Below are 21,135 nucleotides of genomic sequence, written 5' to 3'. Positions count from 1 at the left end.
TTCAGTTCTGGTCTTTCTTCAACCATTGAACGTATTTCGCGACCCCTTCTTCCACCGCCAGGAACGGGTCCTGGTAACCGGCGGTCCTCATCTTGCTCATATCCGCCTGCGTAAAATACTGGTAACCCGCCCGGAACTTCTCGGGGGTATCCACCCATTCGATCCTTTGCTCCAACCCCAGGGCCTGGAACAGGGCCTTGGAGACGTCGAGGAAAGTACGGGCTTGGCCCGTGCCGCAGTTGTAGATGCCCGAAGCCGGGGCCTTTTCCAGGCAGAAAAGACAGAGCTTCACGATGTCGTCGACGAAGATGAAATCCCGCTTCTGCTCCCCGTCGCGGATGCCTTCCTTGTGGGACCGGAAAAGGGTCTGCTTCCCGGTCTTCCGGATCTCGTGGTAGCCGTGGAAGATGGGCGAGGCCATGCGGCCCTTATGGTTCTCATCCATGCCATAGACATTGAAGAACTTGAGCCCGTACCAACGGGGCGGAGCCGCCTTTTGTTCCAAGGCCCAAAGGTCGAACTCATGCTTGCTCTTACCATAAACATTCAGGGGTTGGTAGCGGGGAATGTCCGGGTGGGCGTCGGAGTAACCCTCGTCGCCCTTGCCATAGGTCGCGCCGGAGGAGGCATAGACCAGCGGAACCCCATTCTTCGCGCACCATTCCCAGACGGCCTTGGTGTAGTCCGTGTTCATCCGCCACATATAGGCCTGGTCATGGTTGCCGGTGTCGGTGCAGGCGCCCAAGTGCAGGATGGCGGTCACGCCTTTGAGATGGGGGAGTTCGGCCAGGAACTTCTCGCGATCCAGGAAGGGCAGGTTTTCCAGGCCCTTCGCGCAGGAACGGGCGCGGTGGTCGGCCTTATCGACGAGGATCAGGTCCTTCTGGCCCTTGTCCAGGAGGGCCCGCACGACCCGGGCTCCGATGAAACCGTAGGCTCCGGTAATGATGAGGCTCATGGTCTTCCTTCGGAGGGGGTGAAGCGGAAAAGCGCATTATAGGCCAAGCTTTTTTGAAGTTTGAATTCTTGTTTCGTGATTTAGGCTGGAACCAGGTCTTTTTTAAAGGCCGGCGACCGGATGGGGCTCCCGGTCCAAGGCATAGGGGCTGAGGTCCAGGTCGGTCCTTTCGCCCGAAAGGGCCTGGGCCATGAGGCGCCCGGTCACCGCCGAGAAAAGGAGTCCATGGGTGAAATGACCCGTGGCGGCCCAGAGATTATCGAAGCCCGGCACCCGTCCCAGGTAGGGCCAGCCATCGAGGGACCCGGGCCGCAGGCCCGCCCATGTATCCTCGATCCATTGTTGGGAGAGGCCCGGCACCAGCTTGTGGGCCCCGGTCTTGAGCTTGGTGAGGCCCTCCGGCGTGGTGGTCTTTTCGAAGCCGGCGTCCTCCAGCGTGCTTCCCACATAGATATGGCCGTCGGCCCGGGGCACCATATAAGTGAATCCCTTCTCCACCCCCGTGAAGAGGATGTGCTTCAGGGTGCCCGGCTGGGCCCGGTACATGACCACCTGTCCCCGAAAAGGTTTTTGGACCAGGTCCTTCCCGGCCTCCCGGAGCAAGCCCCCCGACCAGGCGCCCGCCGCCAAGACGATGCTGTCCCCTTCCAGGATCCCTTGGGACGTTTTGACCCCCGTCACTTTCCGGCCTTGGGTCAGGAACCGCTCCACGGGTTCCACTTCCCGCAGGATGGCGCCCCCTTTTTGCAGGCTTTGGACGAGGGCCCGGGTGAGGCGGGGCGGCCGGACCTGGCTGGTCTTCGCGAAAAAAAGAATGGACCGGGCTTCCGCGGAAAGGGCGGGTTCACGCTTGCGGACCTCAGCCGGGGACCATCGTTCCCCCTGCAGGTGGAAAGCGCGGAGGTTGTTCTCCATTTTTTGGAGGGCGGCCTCCTCGGCGTCGTTGAAGGCCACGTCCAGGCTCCCGGAGTGGATCAATTCGGGATCGGTGCCGCTCTCCTTCTTGAGCCGGGCCGTCCATTCGGGGAAAAGATCGTAGGACGAGCGGCAAAGCGAGAAGAATTCGCCGCCCACCCGCGCGGCGCTGCGCAGGTCGAGGAACCCGGCGCCGGCCCAGGAGGCTTCCCGGGCGAAGGGACCCCGGTCCAGGAGGACCACCGAATGTCCCTTGAGACGGCAATGGTCGGCGATGGAAAGACCGATGACCCCGCCGCCCACGATGACGATGCGTTGCTTGGACAAAGCGCCCCCCGCTTGGGTCTGTGAAAGAGGAGCATTATAACGGGAGGGGGTCCTGAAAATGGTGGGGGGCGTCAAGGTGGGGAAAATAAAAAAGCCCCCTCCGGTGACCCGGAAGGGGCTTGGAAGCCGACTAGGTTTACTTTTTTTCCTTGTCCAGCGCCGGGGCGTCCTCGGCGGGCGGAGCGGTGATGTCGGTGGCCGGAGGAGCGGCGGGAGCCTCGCCCATGGGAGCGGCGGCCGCGGCGGGAGCGCCCGGCATGGGGGCGTAGATCGCCGGACGGGCGGCCCTCATTTGCCAAACGCCCGTGCGGTTCACGACCACGCCAAAAACGTGAAGCTTCACGTCGGGAGCCGGATTGCCCGCGGGGTCCTTCAAGCCCGAGACGGTCCCATCGCAATCGACCAGGTACATATTGCCCATGATGCGGACGAACTTGAAATTATCGAAGACGTGGGTCGTGCCGTTGGCGATGGTCTTATTCTCTGCCTCGAAGAGCTTCTCGATCTCCCCGCGGCCGTTGGCGGCCACACCAAAGGGATTGATCAAGGTCGCATCGGTGGTGAAACAGGCGGCGCGGGCCTTGGCATCTCCGTCGGCCCAGGCCTTGGAGAATTTCTCGAAGGTGGCCTTGATACCGGCCTCTTCGCTGCCGGCGCTCGACTTCTTCATGACCTTCTGGGCCACGGGAGCGGCAGCGGCAGGGGCGGCGTCATCGGCGGCGAACAAAGGCGAAACGGCGAACAGGACGGCCAAAGCGAACCATTTCTTCATGTCGAACTCCTTAAGGGTTTTTCCGGTCCTTCGTCCGTTGAAATGAGTGGAAGGCCCGGGATGGCCAAGGCCCCTGCAGCGGGGCCCCGGAAAAGCGGCCCATTATCCCCGCCCCATCCAGGGCCGTCAATTGAACCGGGAAGGCCGGGAAGAAGAGGGAAAGGTTTATACTGCCCCTAATTCCTTGGAGGGCCCCATGCGCAAACTGTTAACGTTTTATTTACTCCTGGGCTGTCTTTTCATCCCCGATCCGGTGCCGGCGGCCTCTTTTTTCACCGTCAACTGGGAAAAGGGCAAGGCCTGGTTCGTCACCCCCTCGGGCAAGCCTTTCCTCTCCATGGGCGTCAACGCCATCGGGGACCAATCCTACCGGGCCCCCAACGACGACTATTACAACCCGGTCCCCAACCAGTACCACGGGGACAAGAAAGCCTGGGTCCGGTCCGTCTTCACCCGGCTCAAGGAATGGGGATTCAACTCGGTGGGTTGCTGGTCCGACGAGGCCGTCCTGAAGCAAAAGTTCCCCTATACCTTCATGCTCTATATCGGCCGTGGAAAGATCTGGGACGACGTGCTGCTCTCGGTCTTCACCCCCGATTTCGAGCGGACCGCCCGGGCCAACGCCCAAAAGGCCCTTCCTTATAAGGAGGATCCCTACCTGATCGGTTATTTCCTGGATAACGAGATGCCCTGGTGGGGGGATTTCGGCTGGAAGGCCGAGGGACAAAGGTCCCTCTTGGAAAAATACGCCCTTTCAGGGATCGACAACGAGAACAAGCAGGCCCTCAAAAAGTTCTTTGAGGACCGTTATCACCAAAATATCGACGCCTTCGATGATGCCTGGGGACTTAAGCTCAAGTCCTTCGATGGATTGGAAGGGCCCGTGACCCTGTCGGTGAGGACCCGCGCTCAAAAGACCGAGGCCGACGCCTGGGCGGGGGTCGTGGCCGACCGTTATTTCGCCGTGACGACCCAGGCCCTGCGGGAAGTGGACCCACACCATCTGGTCCTGGGCGTCCGCTTCGCCGGCGAAAATCCCTGGGAGGTGGTGGAGGCCTGCGGCCGTTACTGCGATGTGGTCTCGGTGAACGTCTATTCCAAATCGGGGGACGTTCCACAACAGCTTTTGGACAACTTCCACGCCATGACCAAGAAGCCCCTGCTCCTCACCGAGTATTCCTACAGCGCCATGGAAAACCAGAGCGGGGACCCCAATACCCATGGCGCCGACGTATCCGTCCCCACCCAAAAGGACCGGGTGGAGCATCTGGAGCGCTTCGCCAAAGGCGTCCTGGAGCTTCCTTATATGGTGGGAATGCACTGGTTCGAGTGGTCCGACGAGTCTCCGCAAGGGCGCTTCGACGGCGAGGACCAGGACTATGGCCTGGTCGATATCCACGACAAACCCTACGACCTGCTGACCCGGGCCCACGCGAAGCTCAACCAACGGGCGACCGCCATCCACAAAGGGTCGAAGGTGCCCCTTCCCACCGCCTTCGTGGAACCCAAGGGACCCGAATACCGAAAGGCCGACCCGAACGCGAAAGTTCCCGATGTCCGGGATTACCTGAGGATCGACACCACCGCCCACGTGGACACCTGGGGCGACAACGCGACCGGCGGGAAGGCCGTCGCCAACACCACCTCCGGGACCATCGAGCTGGAATATTCGACCGGCACGGGTTGGGGTTGCGGGGCCTCCATCCCCAGCAACATCGAACCCCTGGTGGCTTGGGGCACGGTGGACCTTCGAGGCTACCACCATTTCACCTTCCAGGCCTTCGTCCCCAAGGACGTGCACTTCTCGGTCTTTATGAGCGAATCGGGCTGCGCGGCGCCCGGACAGGCCCAGTATGACGGGAAGAGCGGGGCCGATGGCGAGTCCTACTCCTTCCCCGCCTTCACGGGTACGGGCAAGTGGGCGGACTACGGGGTGGACCTGTCCGAATTGGAATTGCGGAATTCCTGGGGCAACCAGAAGGGAAACCAGGTCCTGGACCTGCAGGCCCTTTCGGACGTGCAGTTCTATCTTCCCGGGAACCAGGGCACGGGCAAGATGCTCATCAAGGACCTGAAATTCCGGGTGAAATAGGAGGAGCTATGAAAACAAAACGGTCGCCCTTAAAACCCATCGGCCTGGCCCTCCAGGGCCGGATCCTGGTGGACCCAAAGTGGGCGAAAGGGCTCACGGGCCTGGAGGGCTTTTCCCATATCCTCGCCCTCTTCTGGATGGATCGGGCCCACAAGCCCGACCTGCTCATCAAACCCAAGAGCCGTCTGAAGTTCCCTTCCATCGGGTTCCTCGCCACCCGCACCGCCCATCGACCGAATCCCCTGGGCCTCACCGTCCTGAAGCTGGTCAAGCATCAGGGGAACGTCCTATTCGTCGAAGGGCTCGATGTCTGGGACGGAACGCCGGTGCTGGACCTGAAACCCTACACGAAGAGGGATTCGGTGAAGGGGTTCAAGATCCCCCATTGGGTCAGGAAATTGGACAAGCTGGAAACCGACCCGCTTCGGAGATACGGGTCCTGATGAGGATCACCAAAACCCTCTACGTCCATAAGGTCAAGGACTGGCGGTCCTGGCTGAAGAAGCACCACGGGACCGCCCGGGAGATCTGGCTCATCTATTACAAGAAGCACAGCGCGAAACCCCGCATCTCCTACAACGACGCGGTGGACGAGGCCATGTGCTTCGGCTGGATCGACTCCACGGTCAAGACCCTGGACAAGGACCGCTACTGCCAGCGCTTCTCGCCGCGCAAGAAAGGCTCCCCCGTCTCGGAGCTGAACAAGCACCGGGCCATGCGGCTCATCCGGGAAAAGCGCATGACCCCGGCCGGGTTGGCCTCCCTGGAAGGGACCTTGCGGGGCGGGGCCAAGCTCCACCGGGGCCGGATCAAGCATGTGGAACCCTTCCGGGTCCCCGCCTATGTGAGGAACGCCCTGGTCCGGGCCGGGGCCTGGAAGAATTTCGAGGGATTTCCGTTGGCTTACCAACGCATCCGGGTAGGCTGGATCACCATGACCCGCTTGCCCCACACCCGCAGGACCCGGTTGGCCTATTTCGTGAAGATGACCGCCCAGAACAAGCGTTTCGGGATGGTCCAGGGATGAGGACCGTGGCTTCCACCAAGACCTGTCCCGCCTGCGACTCCAAGATCGCCCCCAGGGAATACTGCCCCACTTCCTTCTTGAAGGGGGACAAACGCCGGATCGTGGAATGCCCTTCCTGTGGTTTCTCCTGGATCGATCCCATGCCCACCCAAAGGCAGATCGAGGCCTATTACCATTCGGGCTATTACAACTTCAACCGCCGCAACGAAGAAGGCAAGGGCTGGTACTGGGCCCGGACACTGCGGGCGATCAAGCCCAAGGGGCGCTTCCTGGACATCGGTTGCGCCACGGGTTTTTTCTTGAGCGGCATCCGGCAAAACTGCGGATGGGAGTTTTATGGACAGGAGATGGGCCGGGACGCCGCCGGATACGCCCGCCGGGAGCTGGGCCTGGACGTGCGCAACAAGCCCCTGGAAAGGACCCGTTTCCCGAAGGATTTCTTCGACTTCATCCATTTCAACAATGTCCTGGAACACGTGACCGACCCGGCGGTGGCCCTGAAGGAAGCGGGGCGCATCCTCAAGCCCGGAGGGACCCTCTACCTGGCCGTGCCCAACGGCGCCGTGAACCGCCGCAGTTTCAAGAACTACTTCGACGCCACCGGACAACGGGGCGCCAGCGTGGACGGGCACCTTCTCTTCTTTTCACCCCGCTCCTTACAGGCCCTGACTGAAAGGTCGGGCTTGCGGATCCTGCGGACCTACGGCACGGGATTGAAAAGGGCCTTCCGCGTGCTGGGCTATTGGCCCCAAAAGAAGGGTTGGGAGGGAGAATTCCAGGGACGCCGCCACGGGGAAAGCTCGGTGGAAAAGGCGGTGGAGGAGGGCCGGCCCCGTCCCAAGCTTTACTATCTCTTCAAGCATGGCCGGGAAGGCCTATTGCGTTTCCCCGGGCTGCCTTCCTTCACCTACGATTACAATCTTTACCTGACCAAGGATGCCTGATCCCGCCCTGGTCAGGCGTTGTAGTGGGCCACGACCCGTTGGACCAATCCCTTCTCGTTCAAGAACATGACCTCGGCGGCCATTAGACCCTTCACGCTTTTATAGTAGAGGGTCACGCTGGAAACCCCTTCCAAGACCTCGGCCAACTCGAACTTCAGGTCCGGATAGGCCTTTAAACCCTTCTCAAAATAGGGTTTCAGCTTATCCTTGCCGTGGATGGTACCCGTCGGTTCGTTCATCAGCCGCACGATGAAGGGCGACGTGAACTGAACATCCTCTGCGTAATGGGAGAGGATGGCGTTCAGGTCGTGGCTATTCCAGGCCTTGATCCAATCCTTGGCGAATTCCTGGGCGTTCACATGGGGATACATGGTTCTACCTCACGCCGGATGGGCGGCCAGGTCTTCCAGCGCCTTCCTCAAGCTTGGTTTGAAATTCTCCCGGCCGATCTTCTCCACCTTTTTCGCCTTGGTCAGAACTTCATAGGGTTGGGATTGCACCCCGGCCAACAGGAGCCGGGTCCCCCGCGATTGGCATCGTTGTCGGATATCCCGCACCGTCTTCAACCCCGTGGCGTCCATATAGAAAACGCCGGCCATATCGAGCACCAGGGCTTTCGGTGCTTTGAAAAGGGACTGTTCCACGTCCATCATCCGCTCCGCGGCCCCGAAGGAGAAACTCCCGTTGACCGCGTAAACTTCCACCCCCGGCGGAGCCGGGAATTCTTCGCTGCGTTCCGCCTCGTTCTCATGGGTCAAAGCCTTCACCTGGCCCAGGGCCGCCACGTTGCGCATGAAAAGGAAGGCCGCCAGGACCATCCCGACCCCGACCGCGACGGTCAGGTCCACGAAGACCGTCAAGAGGAAGGTCGTCAGGAGCACCAGGATGTCGGTCGAGGGACCGGTAAGGATGAACTTGAAGGAATGCCATTCGGACATGTGGTAACAGACCACCACCAGGATCCCCGCCAAGGCGGCCAAGGGGATATGGGCGGCCAAGGGCCCCGCGGAAAGCAGGATGAGGAAAAGAACCACCGCGTGGATCATGCCGGCCATGGGGGTGCGTCCGCCGTTCCGCACGTTGGTGGCGGTGCGGGCGATGGCGCCGGTCGCCGGGATCCCGCCGAAGACCGGGGACAGGCAGTTCGCGACCCCCTGGGCCACCAGCTCCATGTTCGACTTGTGTCGGCTCCCGATCATGCCGTCGGCCACGACCGCGCAGAGGAGCGACTCGATGGCGGCCAGGGCCGCGACCGTGAAGGCCGAGGGAAGGAGCGCCTTGGCCTGGGCCCAGGAATCGAAGACGAACTGGGGATGGGGCAAACCCTGGGGGATCCCGCCGAACCGGGTGCCGATGGTCTCCACCGGCCAATGGCCCCAGGCGGCCGCCAGGGAAGTGGCACCCAGGGCCACGACGGATCCCGGCACCTTCCATTGCCTGGGCCAGAGAAAGACACAGAGGATGGTGAAAAGACCCAGGCCCACCGCGAAGGGGTTCAGGGTCGGGAAAGCCGCCGCAAAGGCCGTCCATTTCTCCAGAAAATCGGCGGGGACCGAGGTCATGCGTAGCCCGAAGAAGTCCTTCACCTGGGTACTGAAAATGACCACCGCGATGCCCGAGGTGAAGCCGGTGATGACCGGGTAGGGGATGTATTTGACCAGGGTGCCCATGCGGGCCAGGCCCATGACGATGAGGATGAGGCCCGCCATACCGGTGGCCATGGCCAGGCCGCTATAGCCATATTTGGCGACGATGCCCGCCACGATCACGATGAAAGCGCCGGTAGGGCCGCCGATGGCCACCCGGCTCCCGCTCAAGGCCGAGATGAGGAACCCCGCCACCACCGCCGTATAAAGACCCCGCTCCGGCGGCAGGCCGCAGGCGATGGAGAAGGCCATGGCCAGGGGCAAGGCCACCAATCCGACCACGATGCCGGCGGCCAGGTCCGAGCGGAATTGTTTCCAGGAGTAGTCACGGAGGCAGATGATGGATTTGGGGATGAACATTTGGCGTCTTCCCGGAGGAAAAGGATTCAATAGATTGTATCAAAATGAAATTCGGGTGGATATTCGCTCAGCGTTGGACGAAGGAAAGGTCCTCGGAAATGAACCGATGATGGGGGGAGGGCTTCTTGGCCTTCTCAAAAGCGGCCTTGGCATCGTCGGTCTTCCCTTCCTCCTCCAGGGCCAACCCCATGTTCCAGAATAGGTGGCGTGCCGGATAGCCTTCCTGGATCGATTTCCGGTAAGCCTCCACCGCCCGGGAATAGTGCTGATCGGAAAGTTCGTACATCGCCACCCTTTCCCAAAGGACCGACCTCAGGAAGGGATCCCGAAAAAAAAACCGTCCGGAGGAGGAAAGTTCCATTGCGATATCGTCCCAATGGACCGATAGGGTCTTATTTTTCGATTCGATATTGGCCCGATGGAAGACCGACAGGGCCTTTTGCCATTCATCCAATGAACCATCCGTGAATCCGGAAACAGGGATGAAGCCCAAACAGAAATTCGATTGGAAATATTGGGTTCCGGATTTGAGCCAAATCCATTGGCTCCCGGGAAAACGCGCCTTCAGGAATGGGCTGTAATAAAGGTTGGTCAGGAGGGCCAAGGTCTTGACCCTGGATCCGGAAAGGTTCTTGTTTTGTTCGGCGTCGAAGGGATAACAGGCCAGATCCAATGTTTTGTTGTCGTAATCCAGGTTGAGGTCGTTCATCACATAAAGCGGCCCTTCAGACCTGCTCCGCTCCTTTAGATAACGGTAGGCGTTCGCATATTCGACCGACCTCCACTGTTTTTTATCCTCCGGTAATACGGAGGTGTCCACGTAAGGGCCCGTATAGTGGTAAAGGTCCAATGCACCGGATAAAAGGACCCAACCTACGAATCCGGCCCAACGCCAGGTCCCCATCCTTTCAGGAATAAGGGACAGCGACCCCCAAAAAGCCAGGAGCATCACGGCCGGGAAAGCCAACTGGATCCGGTTCATGTCCATTCCTGATGCCAGGATCCCAGGAAGTAAACCCAGAAGGATGGAACCGACCAAACCTCCCAGCCACCCATAACGTTTCTGCGAAAAAAGTTCGAGGGAACCGGTCAAGGCAAGGGAGCCCATGACGCTGTTCAACATCCCTCCCCAGGCCGGTCCATAGGGGACCGTCCCGAATCCATACCAGAAGAGACCGATCAGGTATTTCGCCAGGCCCTGTGCCAAATGACCCGGAGAAAAAATACTGCCGATATAAGCCATTCCAGCGGGTGTCAACCGCGCACCCAGCAAGGGCAAAAGGATCAAAATCATCGGTGTGAAGTAACAGGCCAAGGATAAAAACATCCTTTTTTTCCAACCATATTCCCAGGCCACGAAACATGACATCCCCAGGACCAAAGCCCCCCAAGCGGTATAGCTCCAAGCCCCGATCCCCACGGTCAGGCCCAGGAGGAACAACCACCGTTCTCTCGCGCCAGGACCGGACCGGAGGACCCGGCCCAGGAACAGGAAAACCAGGGCCATTAACGGGAACACCAGGTCCTCGGTGATACAAAGCCTGGCATAGATCAAGGACCAAAATTGGAACGCGGCGAAGGCTGAAAAAAGAATGCTCAAGGAACGGGGAAAAAATTGCCGAAGAGCGGCATAACCCAGGAGCACCGTCAGGACCGAACAGAACGCCGGGATCATCCGGAGCAGCTCCAGCGAAGGTCCAAAGATCTTGAACAATAAGGCCAGGATCCAAACAAATAACGGTTCGATCTGGCCTTCTCCCCAAAGCAACCGGCCATCCCACCTGTCCATTAATTGCCGAGCGAACGATCCTTCGATACCTTCGTCACCCACCAGCCAAAAAGGGAAGGAGGTCAAACGATAGAACCGGGTAAAAAAAAGTAGGCCCAAAAGGAACAAAAGACATCCCATGGGAAGGACGGGGACCAGGGACTCCCGGAAGGATCCTGTGCCCGGAGCACGTTCATCCCGGTTTTCGTCCCGAATAGCCTTGATGGCAACGAAAAGGGGCAGGATCAGCCCAAAGACGAAGACCGCCAGTTTCACGGTCAGTGAAAGGGATGAATAGGCTAGGACCGAATTAGAAGCCAGGAAAAAAAGGAAAAAAGGCCAAGCGTTATATCGGATCCTGGCTTTGAAGCCGGTCGAAGGATCGGATCGCACGTTGGGTTTCAATCAATTGCCGAACTGGGCCTTGACCGCCAGGATCTTCTCGATGCTATTGGTGAAGGCCGTCACCACGTTCGGGTCGAAATGGCGGCCGTTCCCTTCCTTGATGATCTTCATGGCCTCTTCCAGCGGGAAAGCCGGTTTGTAGCATCTTTTGGAAGTGAGGGCGTCGAACACGTCGGCCAGGGCCACGATACGGCCGCTCAAGGGGATGCCCTCGCCCCGTAGGCCCCGGGGATAACCCGATCCATCCCACTTCTCGTGGTGGGTGAGAGCGATCTCCTCGGAGATCTTCAAAAGCTCGGCCTTGGCGTTCTCGAGGATCTTGGCGCCGAAGATGGTGTGGTTCTGCATCTCCTTGAACTCCTCCGGCGTGAGCTTGCCGGGTTTCATGAGGATCGAGTCAGGCACGCCCAGCTTCCCGATGTCGTGCATGGGCGAGGCGTAGCGGATGTTCTCCACCTCGGCCACGGAAAGCCCCAATCCCTCGGCCAGGATGGCCGAGTAGCGGCTCATGCGGTTGATGTGGGCCGCGGTGTCGTCGTCCTTGTATTCGGCGGCCACGGACAGGCGAAAGATGGTGTCCAGGTAGGCTTCCTTCAGTTCCTGGGTCAGGAGGGTGTTCTTGATGGCGATGGCGGCCTGGCTGGCGAGGGATAGCACCAGGTTCTCGTAGTGCTTATCGAAGGGAACGATGTTCTTCTTCTTGCGGGCGTTGAGGAGCTGGATGACCCCTACCACGTTTCCCTGGGTGTCCTTCATGGGCACCACCAACTGGCTCTTGGTGCGGTAGTTGTTCTTCTCGTCGAAGGAACGGTTGAACTTGTATTCCTTGGAAGAGGGGATCTTGTAGGAGTCGGGGATGTTCAGCACCTTGCCGGTGGTGCCCACGTAGCCCGAGATGGAGCTCTTGTCCAGGGAGACATAGAAACCGGTGAAGGTGGCCGGGACCACTTCCAAGGGCTTCTTCAAGGCCTTCATCTCCGCCTTTTTGCGGGCCTCCAGAACTTCGTTCTGGGACACGGCGAAGCGCAGCTGGTTCCCCTCGCGCACGTAAAGGCTTCCCGCTTCGGCGTTCGTGAATTGGCGGCTCTCGGAAAGGATGAGGGTCAGGAGCTGGTTGAGGTCCTGCTCTTTGGAGAGGGCGATGCCGATCCTATTGAGGGCCAGGAGTTGCTCTTGGAGGCCTTTGGCGTTGATGGTTGCCATGATGGGAGCCTTTGGATGGGATGGACCGGAAGGCGAAGGAAGAATGTCCGGGGACGAGGTTTAAAATACCCTTGAAGCATGGGCCTTTACAAGGGCCGGAAAGCCCAATTAACGGCGGCTTTCCAGGGAAGGTCAGAGCTTGCGGCGGAGCTTTGGCGGGATCGGGGTCGGTTTGAGGTGCACCGTGTCCACGAAGACCATCACCTGCTTGGCATCGGCAATGAGCCGCCGGGTGCCTTTGAGCCGGAACTCATAGCCCAAGGTCAGGGAGCTCCGCCCGACCCTTTCCACCCAACCGGTCCCGACCATCACATCCTCGAAACGCCCCGGGGAGACGTAGTTGATCTCCACCCGGGCCATGACCGTCCAGAGCTTGGCTGAACGGACCTGCTTGAAGGTAAGGCCCAGTTTCTTGGAGAGGGCATAGCGCACCCTCTCGATGAAACGGACGAACTCCGTGTTGTTGACGATGCCCTGGTAATCGGTCTCGAAGGACATGATGGGAAGGTCGACCGAGACCCTGGTGCGTGCTTTTTTCGCCATGGCCTATTCCTCGCGGGCCTGTTGGCCCGCTTCCTCTTCCCAAGGCCAGAATTCGATCTCCTCGAAAACGTCCTTGATGAGCCCGCCACTTTCCTCGGCCAACCGCTTGCGGCTCTCCTCGGGCGTCAGGGCCCATTCCTTGAGGACTTCCTTCATCGAATAGGCGTTCGCGTCCAGCAGCCCTTCCTCGTAGGCGCGCAGCACATCCCGGCGAAGATCTTTGACGTGCAGGGCCGCGCAACCGGCGATGAGCGAGGTCCAGACATAGGACCGGCGGCGGGGAAGGCTCCCAAAAAGCTCCCGGAAAAAGGCCTGGGCCTCCTCCATCGGCACCGTGCCGACGGAAGCCTGGAGGGTGTAACCCCAAAGGGCCGATGCGCGCACCGCGTCGTGCATGGTCCCGTCCCCGATCAGGTCCTTCAAGGGGGTTGGATCGTCATGGGTCAGGGTGGCGAGGAGCCTGGGCAGGTCCTCCGCCAGGATGTCCCCGAAGAGGCGGTCCAAGTGCTCGGCCGGCAAGGAGAACTGCTTCAGGAGGATGGGTAGGGCCCTTTTGTCGCGGAACTGGGCCAAGAGATAGGCCGCCAGGAACCAGGACCAGTCGCTCAAGGCCACCGGCGCGCTCACGGGCACGGCCAACACCTTTTCCAGGATGGCCAAAAGCTCCGGCGACGCCTCGGCGGGGTTCGCGGTCAGGGCCCGCAGGGCTTGCTCACGGCGCTCGGCCAGGGGGGACGAAAGGTCCTTCACGGCTTGGAGGATGATCGGGTTGGTCATGGGGTTTCCTTGAAAAGAGGAACTTAGGGTATCACAGATGCGCCATGGGCTTGAAGCCCTACCAGGAAACCGGGCATTTCACGATCTCACCCGATTGCTTGTGTTTGAAGAGGACGTAGCCCTTTTCCTTGCCGAATTTCCAAAGGTCATGGGTGAGCTGAACGTCCTGCCGGCAATAGTCGATGACCATGTCGTATTTCCCCTCCCTCCACCATTTGACCGCCAGGAGGCCGTCGGCGCTCTTTTCCGCTCCGCCCAACGTGTGCTCGGCCAGGTGGGCCAGGGAAAGACGGTGCTTGAGCTTCTTGTGGAGGTCCTGCATCAGGTCGAGCGAAGGAAGGTCCTTCAGGTTGGAATGGGTGTAGCCCTGGAGCACGCCGTAATCGAAGTGGATCGAATTGAACCCGATGACCCGGTCGGCGGCCTTCAGGTGCAGAATCAGGTCCTGCACCGTGTCCTCCAGGTAGGTATAGAACTTCCCCTGATCCACGTCGTAAAGCACCGCGCAGGAGACCCGCATGCCCGGCAGGTTGTTCCAACCCCCGCTGATCTCGCTGGAAAGGAACTGGGTCTCGATGTCGAAGACCACGGGACCCGTCCTGGCGGGGGGAGGGCCCTGGTCGATGCGGGGTCCCGGTGCGGCCTTGGGCGGGGGAGGGGCCGATCGCTCCCGCGGGGCCTGCGGCCTTTCCGGGACGGGCGCGAACGAGGATGGCTCCCCGGACCCCAGGGCCCGGGGTTTGAAGTCGGAGCGGCCCAGGAGGTGCCCCAGAATCAAGAGGGCCCCCCGCTTGTCGAGCGGGTGGTTCCCGCTCCCGCATTTGGGGCTCTGCACGCAGGAAGGGCAGCCTTCCTCGCATTCGCAGTCCCGGACCATCTCGAAGGTGGTCGTGAGCAGTTCCTCCATGGTCTCATAAGCCCTCTCGGTGAGCCCCACGCCCCCCGGATAGCCGTCATAGATGAAGATGACGGGCTGGGGCACCTGTGGATGGGCGGGCGTGGAAATACCGCCCAGGTCCCATCGGTCGCAGACCACGTGGAGGGGCATCATGGCGATGGTGCCGTGTTCGGCCGCGTGGAGGCCGCCCATGAAATGCACCTTCTTCTCCCGGTCGGCCAGGTTCCGTTGGATCCAATCGGGTAGGACCATCCAGAGGGCCCGGGTCTCGAAGGTGAGGGGCGGCAGGGTCAGGGGATAGGTGGAGACCAGGGACCGGTCAACGATGCGGTGCACCTCATAATTGATGAAGCGTTGGGTGATGCGGACCTTTCCCCAGTGGATCGTGGATTGGGAGGCCGTGGGCCCCAAGGGCCGCTTCTGGATGTCCTCCAGGATCTCCGTCTCTTCCTCATAATTGACCTGGGTGTAGTAGTCCACTGGTTCGTCCGAGACCAGGATCTTGTGTTGTTCCCACTGGAAATCCTTCACCACATACTGCACGCCCTGGTGCAGGTAGACCGCGCCCGGATGGCAGTCCCGGAAGGCCCGGTGCCCATCGATGGTACCGATGAGTTCCCCCGCCTCCTGGGTGATGATCTGATAGCCTTCCCCCATGTCCCGGATACTGATACCCCGCTGGGGGTTCTTGTCCGTCACCAGCCACTTTCCCCCCTGGGCCGACTCCAGCACCTCCCCTTCTTTCACCATTTCAGGCAGCAGCTGGTCCATCAGGACCTTTCCATAGTAACTGCGGTCCTCGGGGGTCAGGGGGATCTCGGAAGCCGCGCAGCGCAGATGCGAGCGGGCGATGGATTCGTTCTCGAAGCCCACCATGAGGGACTCGGGCTTCATGGTGAAGAATTTCTTCGGATGCTTCATCCAATACTGGTCCATGGCGTCGGCCATGCCGACGAGGAAGACCACGGACGGGGTCTCGCCGCGGCCCACCCGCCCGGACCTCTGCCAGGTGGAGATCATGGTTCCCGGATAACCCACCAGGATGCAGGCATCCAACCCGCCCACGTCGATCCCCACCTCCAAGGCGGAGGTGGAGATGACCGCCTTGAGCTCGTCCTTGAAAAGCTTGGCCTCGATCTCGCGCCTTTCCTCGGGCAGGTAGCCGGCCCGGTAGCTCTTGATCTGGGCCGCCCATTCGGGCCGGGCCTGGGTGATCCAGAGACTGATCAATTCCGTGATCTTGCGGGCCTTGGTGAAAACGATGGTCTTCATCCCCGCCTTGAGGCATTCGATCAGCAGCGTCACCGCCTCGGTGTAGGGCGAGGCCGTGTCAGGGTTCCAGAGCACGAAGGTCTTGGGGTTGGTGGGGGCCCCGGTCTCGCTCACGATCTCGAAGGGCAACCCGGTCAGGCGGGTCAGGAATTCGTCCGGATTCCCCAGGGTCGCCGAGCAGGTGATGAACCGCGGGTTCGCGCCGTAATGGGCGGCGATGCGCCGTAGGCGCCGGAGCACGTGGGCTACATGGGACCCGAAGATGCCCCGGTAGCTGTGGGCCTCGTCCACCACCACGTATTCGAGGTTGCGGAAGAACTCCGCCCAGCCGTCATGGAAGGCCAGGATACCCAGGTGCAACATGTCCGGGTTGGTCAAAAGGATATTGGGTGGATTCTTGCGGATCTTGGCGCGCACCCCGGTGGGGGTATCGCCGTCGTAGATCTCGGCGGAGAAAACGGGGAGCTTGCCCGCTTGGAGCCGTCCCATCCATTCTTGCAAGGTCTTGAGCTGGTCCTGGGCCAGGGCCTTCATCGGATAGAGGTAAAGGGCCCGGGTCTTGGGCCTTTCCAGGAACGATTGAAGGACGGGCAGATTGAAACAGAGCGTCTTGCCGGAAGCCGTCGGCGTGGTGATCGCTACATGGGAACCTTTTTGGATCAGCTCGAAAGCTTTCGCCTGGTGGGTCCAAAGAGCCCCGTAGCCGGACGCCTCCAGGACCTTGACCAGGTCCTTGGAGAGGCCTTGGGGCCAGTTCTGGAATCGAGCGGGCAGGGCCGGCAGGCTCTCCACATGCTGGATGCGGTCCTTGAGATCCTCGCGGGACCTTAACCGCTGGAGAAGGTCGGAAAAGACATCGTTTTTCTTGGGAAGAACTCGGAAAGTCATGGGCGGATTTTAAGGTTTTTTCGGGGGTTCTTCCAATCAAGGAACTTCCTTTCCTCCGTAAGAAAAGGCGTATTTCCCGTCTATAACCCAGAAAAGAGGAAGGACTTTCACCCATGCGGCGCTTGGGTCCTCGGGCCTGCATCCTATCGTTGCCGTTCGTCCTGGCGGGGACTTTACCCCTGCATGCCCAGACCATCACCACCATCGCGGGATCGGGCCCTTCCACCCTGCTCAACTGGTACTCCGGGGACGGCGGGCCGGCGACCTTGGCCCAGTTCAGCACCCCGGACGACCTGGTCTTCGACTCCAAGGGAAACCTCTACATCGCGGACGCGAACAATTGCGTGATCCGGAAGGTGGCGGCCGGGACCGGCACCATTACCACCTATGCCGGGTCGACCACCCTCATCGGCGGTACGCTCTGGGGTGCCTGCGGTTTTTCCGGGGACGGGGGTCCCGCCGACCAGGCCATGCTCAACTACCCGGCCGGGCTGGCGGTGGATTCGAACGACAACCTTTATATCGGGGACTACTACAACAACGTGGTCCGGATGATCGATTCCCTCACCGGGGATATCTCCACCGTCGCGGGGACCGTTTCCATCTCCGGCGGCGTGACCAACGGGATCGCGGGTTATTCAGGGGACGGGGGTCCCGCCCTTTCGGCCGAACTTTACGGACCCTACGGTCTGGCCTTCGACACCGCCGGGGACCTTTTCATCGCCGATTCGTCCAATAACGTCGTTCGGGAGATCGTCAAAGGCACGAACACGATCACGACCGTGGCCGGGACCGGGGCTTCGGGGTTCACCGGCGATGGGGGCCCGGCCATACTGGCCACGTTCGAACTTCCCCAGCGCCTATCCTTCGACCCGGCAGGGAACCTTTTCATCGCCGATCCGGGGAATTACGCCGTGCGGGAAATGATGGTGGGCACCCACGCCCTCCGAACGGTGGCCGGCACGGGCCATTCCGGTTTTTCCGGCGACGGCGGACCCGCCACCCTGGCCGACAACAGCGGGCCCGATGGCATCGCCACCGGCTGCGACGGGAACCTTTTCCTGACCGATGACCTCAATAACCGGATCCGGATGGTGGACATGACGACGGGCATCATCACCACTGTCGTGGGCAACGGGAGCCCGGGTTATACGGCGAACGGTCCCGCCCTGACCTCCAGCGTCGGGCATCCGGAGGCTTTGACCTTTTACCATGGCGAACTTTACGGCGTGGACTATACGGGAGGGGTCGCCCAGGTCTTCACCGGATTGTGTCCCATCACACCCACGCCGACCCACACGGCAACGAAGACCCCGAGCCCGACCCCCACCGATAGCCCCACGCCCACATCCACTCCGACCCCGTCGGCAACCAACACCTCAACACCCAGTCCCACTTGGACGACAACAACGACCCCGACCGCAAGTCCCACCGATTCCCCGACCAGGACCCCGACCTTTACTTCGACAGGGACACCCACATCCACGGGAACCTCCACCCCGACCGGTACACCGACCCCGACCGCCACCCGGACCGGGACTTCCACCCCGACAGGGACCGCCACCGCGACCCCCGGTGCTTATCTCGTGAAGATCGGCGTCTATAACGAAGCCGGGGAATGGATCGAGGACCTAACCTCTTTCCGGGCCCCTGAACCCATCGACCGTTTGGACCTTTTGGGCGGACCCATCCGCCGTCTGGCGGGGGACGGCAGCTGGATCGACCTTTACAGCCAAGGCACCTACTTGGCCTCTTGGAAGGGCCTGAACGCCCAGGGCGATCCCCTGACCAATGGGGTCTATCACATCAAACTGGAGAACGTGGATCCCATGGGATCGGTCACGACCGTCACCCGGGAAGCCCGGATCAGCCGCTCCCTGGCCCGGGTCTTGGTGCAGGTATTCAACGAGGCCGGCGAATCGGTGCGGCATCTCCTGGCTTACACCGATGACGCCACGGGAGCCCAAATGACCGGCTTCACCCTGAGCGCTTCGGTAGTGGATCCCCATGGAACGGATGGTTCGAATAGCGCCGTCACCCTGATCGTGTCCAGTTCCACTTCTCCCGTCACCCTCATCTGGGATGGGACCAATGACGCCGGGGTCGGGGTATCCGCGGGACATTACGAGGTCCAAGCCCATTGGTCCGACGGAACGGGGGGTTCCAGCGACATCACCCAGGGCATCCTGGTCGCCCCTCATGGGGACCGGACCGGGGATTGGGTCTGGGCGCAACCCAACCGCCTTCCAAGTGTCGGCGGGGACAACCATGCGGTCTTTTCATCCAGCCATCCCGATTGGACGCTGACCCTACGTGTTTACGACCTAGCGGGAGAACTCGTGGCCCAAAGACAGGGTCTAGCGGGGACCCAGGACACGGCCTGGGATTGTTCCGCGGTGGCCAGCGGTCTTTATCTGGTCCATGTGGAGGGACGCAATGCCCAAGGCGTTTTGGAAGGCACCAAGACCCTCAAGTTGCTCGTGATCCACTGATCCCCTTCTGTCTGAACTTTTACGCTTTTGGCAGTTTTGAATTTCCCCTTTCCCCTCTTTGCGACCCAACAGGCCGAAAAAAGCCCATGGAAGTGATTTTCGGAAGGTTTTTAGGCGGAAGTCCGCCCGGAATATCCGGGTTGCACGTTCTTCGAGCAAATGGCACAGGTAATGCCCTTTTATGGGGTGGGTCGACCGTTCTTTCCGAGGATAGAACGGCTTTTGTTCGTTGGTTCCGTTCACGAGGTGGGTCATGGAAGAGATGAGATGCAAAGAGGTCCGCGCCAAATTAGCGGATTTCCGGGAGAAAAAGATCAAGCATCCGGAAAAAGGGATGATCGAACGTCATCTCTACTATTGCCCGGACTGCATTTTCCACTTGGCCCTGATCACCGCAAAAAGCTTGGATCACGATCGGGTCCCGACCGGATATGAAAGCTGACCTTCGGTCGAATGCCCTGAAATAAAAAAGCCCCGGGGATACCAGGGCTTTTCTTTTTTCCGTTCAAGTTTTTGCGTTCAGACCCTCATGGGCATGATGACACAAAGATAATCCGTATCCCCCTTGGGCCGGATGATCCCCGGGCTCAAGGGCTGTGTCAGCTCGAGTTGAATGGTGTCGGTCCCCACGTTTTTCAGGACATCCAGGACATATTGGGCGTTATAGGCGATGCTGATCTCGTCCCCCTTGAAGTTCACGTCCATTTCTTCCTTGGCCTCGCCCATATCCGGCGTCTTGGAGGAAATGGTCAACTTGGACCCCTTCAAGTGGTAGCGGACCGAATTGGACTTTTCGGAGGTCAGGACCTTCACACGGCGCGTCGCGGCGGAGAGCTCACCCGTGGAAGCCTCGATCTTCTTGTCCGTTTCCTTGGGGATGACCTGCTCATAATTGGGGAATTGGCCTTCGATCAGGCGGGAAACGATCTCGACCCCTTCCACGATGAATTTGACCTGGTTGTCGGTGGCCACGATCTCGACCATCAAGTCGTCCTCTTTATCCTTGCCGAGGTCCGAAATGACCTTCGTTAATTCGTTCAGGGTCTTGGTCGGGATGATGACATTGCATTTTTCATCGGTCTTACCTTCGAGTTTCTTCTGGATGAAGGCCAAACGATGGCCATCGGTGGCCACCATCCGTATCTTTCCCCCTTCCACCTGGAAGAAAACCCCATTGAGGACATAACGGGTCTCGTCGGTCGAAACGGCAAAGATGGTCTTTCGGATCATTTCCTGGAGCAGGGCCCCTTTCAACTTGAAGATCCTGTCCTTTTTAACATCCGGAAGGATCGGAAAATCATCCTTGGGCAATCCATGAATCTTGAAATTGGATTTTTGGCAGACCAGTATCATCTTGTGGTTGTCATCGATCTCCAGGTCGACCGAAGCTTCCGGCAATTCCCTCACGATATCCGATAGCTTTTTCGCATTGATCGTAATACTTCCTTTTTCGACCACCTCAGCTTGGACACTACAACGGATCCCCATATCCAGGTCCGTCGCTACGAATTCCAGTTTCTTATCCTTCGCTTCCAAAAGAACGTTCGCCAGGATGGGCATGGTGTTCTTGGCCGCGACCGCGCTTTGAACGGTCGAAATGCCTTTCAAAAGATCCGCCCGATTCAGGACAACTTTCATTTTTGAAGCTCCTTTGGACCCCGGTTAAGAGGCTTCTTCTTTTTAAAAGATTCAATGATCTTAAAAGAGTAGTAGTAGTTGGCTTGGTGGAAATGTGGGCGAAGACCCGTTTTGACCGAAAAATATGGGAAGAAACGGGTAAAAATCCTGGGAATAAATTGTGGGTATTATAGGCCAAATCCACATGCCCGCAACCACAATGCGGGTTTG

At 60.0% G+C, this 21,135-nt stretch carries 17 protein-coding genes; 6 read left to right on the top strand and 11 right to left on the bottom strand.

Annotated features, from left to right (window positions below; genetic code table 11):
- Nucleotide 1: 1 nt before the first annotated feature.
- The 3 genes from rfaD to VHE12_04690 form a co-directional block, all read right to left on the bottom strand.
- Nucleotides 2-958, bottom strand: coding sequence for an ADP-glyceromanno-heptose 6-epimerase (gene rfaD / locus VHE12_04700; GenBank protein ID HVZ80085.1), 957 nt, complete (start codon nucleotides 956-958; stop codon nucleotides 2-4).
- Nucleotides 959-1,060: 102 nt separating this feature from the next.
- Nucleotides 1,061-2,200, bottom strand: coding sequence for a glycine oxidase ThiO (thiO, locus tag VHE12_04695; protein ID HVZ80084.1), 1,140 nt, complete (start codon nucleotides 2,198-2,200; stop codon nucleotides 1,061-1,063).
- A 136-nt stretch (nucleotides 2,201-2,336) separates the two neighbouring features.
- Nucleotides 2,337-2,972, bottom strand: coding sequence for an SgcJ/EcaC family oxidoreductase (locus VHE12_04690; GenBank protein HVZ80083.1), 636 nt, complete (start codon nucleotides 2,970-2,972; stop codon nucleotides 2,337-2,339).
- A 196-nt stretch (nucleotides 2,973-3,168) separates the two neighbouring features.
- Between VHE12_04690 and VHE12_04685 the strand changes: the two genes are divergently transcribed.
- Genes VHE12_04685 through VHE12_04670 form a run of 4 tightly spaced genes read left to right on the top strand, consistent with a single transcriptional unit; the run spans nucleotide 3,169 to nucleotide 7,035 of the window.
- Nucleotides 3,169-5,064, top strand: a complete 1,896-nt coding sequence (locus VHE12_04685; GenBank protein ID HVZ80082.1) for a beta-galactosidase — start codon at nucleotides 3,169-3,171, stop codon at nucleotides 5,062-5,064.
- A gap of 8 nt (nucleotides 5,065-5,072) precedes the next feature.
- Nucleotides 5,073-5,507 (top strand): SAM-dependent methyltransferase, encoded by a 435-nt coding sequence (locus VHE12_04680; protein HVZ80081.1) that lies wholly within the window; start codon nucleotides 5,073-5,075, stop codon nucleotides 5,505-5,507.
- The gene (locus VHE12_04675) at nucleotides 5,507-6,091 is read left to right on the top strand and encodes a YdeI/OmpD-associated family protein (GenBank protein HVZ80080.1); all 585 of its coding nucleotides are present in this window, start codon (nucleotides 5,507-5,509) and stop codon (nucleotides 6,089-6,091) included. The genes VHE12_04680 and VHE12_04675 overlap by 1 nt, the downstream gene beginning before the upstream one ends.
- A gap of 5 nt (nucleotides 6,092-6,096) precedes the next feature.
- Complete coding sequence (locus VHE12_04670) at nucleotides 6,097-7,035, top strand: methyltransferase domain-containing protein (GenBank protein ID HVZ80079.1); 939 nt, start codon at nucleotides 6,097-6,099, stop codon at nucleotides 7,033-7,035.
- An 11-nt stretch (nucleotides 7,036-7,046) separates the two neighbouring features.
- On the opposite strand, the gene VHE12_04665 is transcribed toward VHE12_04670, so the two are convergent.
- The 7 genes from VHE12_04665 to VHE12_04635 all read right to left on the bottom strand — a co-directional run bounded on the left by VHE12_04665 (nucleotide 7,047) and on the right by VHE12_04635 (nucleotide 16,795).
- The gene (locus VHE12_04665; GenBank protein HVZ80078.1) at nucleotides 7,047-7,406 is read right to left on the bottom strand and encodes a nuclear transport factor 2 family protein; all 360 of its coding nucleotides are present in this window, start codon (nucleotides 7,404-7,406) and stop codon (nucleotides 7,047-7,049) included.
- Nucleotides 7,407-7,415: 9 nt separating this feature from the next.
- The gene (locus tag VHE12_04660) at nucleotides 7,416-9,041 is read right to left on the bottom strand and encodes a SulP family inorganic anion transporter (GenBank protein ID HVZ80077.1); all 1,626 of its coding nucleotides are present in this window, start codon (nucleotides 9,039-9,041) and stop codon (nucleotides 7,416-7,418) included.
- Between the two features lie 67 nt (nucleotides 9,042-9,108).
- Nucleotides 9,109-10,830 (bottom strand): glycosyltransferase family 39 protein, encoded by a 1,722-nt coding sequence (locus tag VHE12_04655; protein ID HVZ80076.1) that lies wholly within the window; start codon nucleotides 10,828-10,830, stop codon nucleotides 9,109-9,111.
- 384 nt (nucleotides 10,831-11,214) lie between these two features.
- Nucleotides 11,215-12,417, bottom strand: a complete 1,203-nt coding sequence (locus tag VHE12_04650; protein HVZ80075.1) for an HD domain-containing phosphohydrolase — start codon at nucleotides 12,415-12,417, stop codon at nucleotides 11,215-11,217.
- Nucleotides 12,418-12,549: 132 nt separating this feature from the next.
- On the bottom strand, nucleotides 12,550-12,960 hold the full coding sequence (locus tag VHE12_04645; protein HVZ80074.1) for a thioesterase family protein: 411 nt from the start codon (nucleotides 12,958-12,960) through the stop codon (nucleotides 12,550-12,552).
- Nucleotides 12,961-12,963: 3 nt separating this feature from the next.
- Nucleotides 12,964-13,737 carry a DUF1186 domain-containing protein gene (locus VHE12_04640; GenBank protein ID HVZ80073.1) on the bottom strand — a complete coding sequence of 258 codons (774 nt, stop codon included), beginning with the start codon at nucleotides 13,735-13,737 and terminating at the stop codon, nucleotides 12,964-12,966.
- Between the two features lie 58 nt (nucleotides 13,738-13,795).
- Nucleotides 13,796-16,795, bottom strand: coding sequence for a DEAD/DEAH box helicase (locus VHE12_04635; protein ID HVZ80072.1), 3,000 nt, complete (start codon nucleotides 16,793-16,795; stop codon nucleotides 13,796-13,798).
- Between the two features lie 113 nt (nucleotides 16,796-16,908).
- Between VHE12_04635 and VHE12_04630 the strand changes: the two genes are divergently transcribed.
- Together VHE12_04630 and VHE12_04625 are read left to right on the top strand one after the other, a co-directional pair.
- Nucleotides 16,909-19,287 (top strand): hypothetical protein, encoded by a 2,379-nt coding sequence (locus tag VHE12_04630; protein HVZ80071.1) that lies wholly within the window; start codon nucleotides 16,909-16,911, stop codon nucleotides 19,285-19,287.
- A 253-nt stretch (nucleotides 19,288-19,540) separates the two neighbouring features.
- Nucleotides 19,541-19,729, top strand: a complete 189-nt coding sequence (locus VHE12_04625; protein ID HVZ80070.1) for a hypothetical protein — start codon at nucleotides 19,541-19,543, stop codon at nucleotides 19,727-19,729.
- Between the two features lie 77 nt (nucleotides 19,730-19,806).
- Here VHE12_04625 and dnaN read toward each other — a convergent pair whose 3' ends face one another.
- Nucleotides 19,807-20,925, bottom strand: a complete 1,119-nt coding sequence (dnaN, locus tag VHE12_04620) for a DNA polymerase III subunit beta (protein HVZ80069.1) — start codon at nucleotides 20,923-20,925, stop codon at nucleotides 19,807-19,809.
- Nucleotides 20,926-21,135 lie beyond the last annotated feature (210 nt).

This window comes from bacterium, from assembly GCA_035549195.1.
Lineage (GTDB): Bacteria > Oederibacteriota > Muellerivitia > Muellerivitales > Muellerivitaceae > DASZRK01.
The sequence above is the reverse complement of the archived record's forward strand: the minus strand, read 5'-3'. Positions and strand labels throughout refer to the sequence as shown.

Bases quoted from the DNA above. Each gene is read 5' to 3' on its own strand.
- rfaD (HVZ80085.1), bottom strand. From the start codon at position 958: ATGAGCCTCATCATTACCGGAGCCTACGGTTTCATCGGAGCCCGGGTC.
- VHE12_04690 (HVZ80083.1), bottom strand. From the start codon at position 2,972: ATGAAGAAATGGTTCGCTTTGGCCGTCCTGTTCGCCGTTTCGCCTTTG.
- VHE12_04685 (HVZ80082.1), top strand. From the start codon at position 3,169: ATGCGCAAACTGTTAACGTTTTATTTACTCCTGGGCTGTCTTTTCATC.
- VHE12_04680 (HVZ80081.1), top strand. From the start codon at position 5,073: ATGAAAACAAAACGGTCGCCCTTAAAACCCATCGGCCTGGCCCTCCAG.
- VHE12_04675 (HVZ80080.1), top strand. From the start codon at position 5,507: ATGAGGATCACCAAAACCCTCTACGTCCATAAGGTCAAGGACTGGCGG.
- VHE12_04665 (HVZ80078.1), bottom strand. From the start codon at position 7,406: ATGTATCCCCATGTGAACGCCCAGGAATTCGCCAAGGATTGGATCAAG.
- VHE12_04660 (HVZ80077.1), bottom strand. From the start codon at position 9,041: ATGTTCATCCCCAAATCCATCATCTGCCTCCGTGACTACTCCTGGAAA.
- VHE12_04655 (HVZ80076.1), bottom strand. From the start codon at position 10,830: ATGGACAGGTGGGATGGCCGGTTGCTTTGGGGAGAAGGCCAGATCGAA.
- VHE12_04650 (HVZ80075.1), bottom strand. From the start codon at position 12,417: ATGGCAACCATCAACGCCAAAGGCCTCCAAGAGCAACTCCTGGCCCTC.
- VHE12_04645 (HVZ80074.1), bottom strand. From the start codon at position 12,960: ATGGCGAAAAAAGCACGCACCAGGGTCTCGGTCGACCTTCCCATCATG.
- VHE12_04640 (HVZ80073.1), bottom strand. From the start codon at position 13,737: ATGACCAACCCGATCATCCTCCAAGCCGTGAAGGACCTTTCGTCCCCC.
- VHE12_04635 (HVZ80072.1), bottom strand. From the start codon at position 16,795: ATGACTTTCCGAGTTCTTCCCAAGAAAAACGATGTCTTTTCCGACCTT.
- VHE12_04630 (HVZ80071.1), top strand. From the start codon at position 16,909: ATGCGGCGCTTGGGTCCTCGGGCCTGCATCCTATCGTTGCCGTTCGTC.
- VHE12_04625 (HVZ80070.1), top strand. From the start codon at position 19,541: ATGGAAGAGATGAGATGCAAAGAGGTCCGCGCCAAATTAGCGGATTTC.
- dnaN (HVZ80069.1), bottom strand. From the start codon at position 20,925: ATGAAAGTTGTCCTGAATCGGGCGGATCTTTTGAAAGGCATTTCGACC.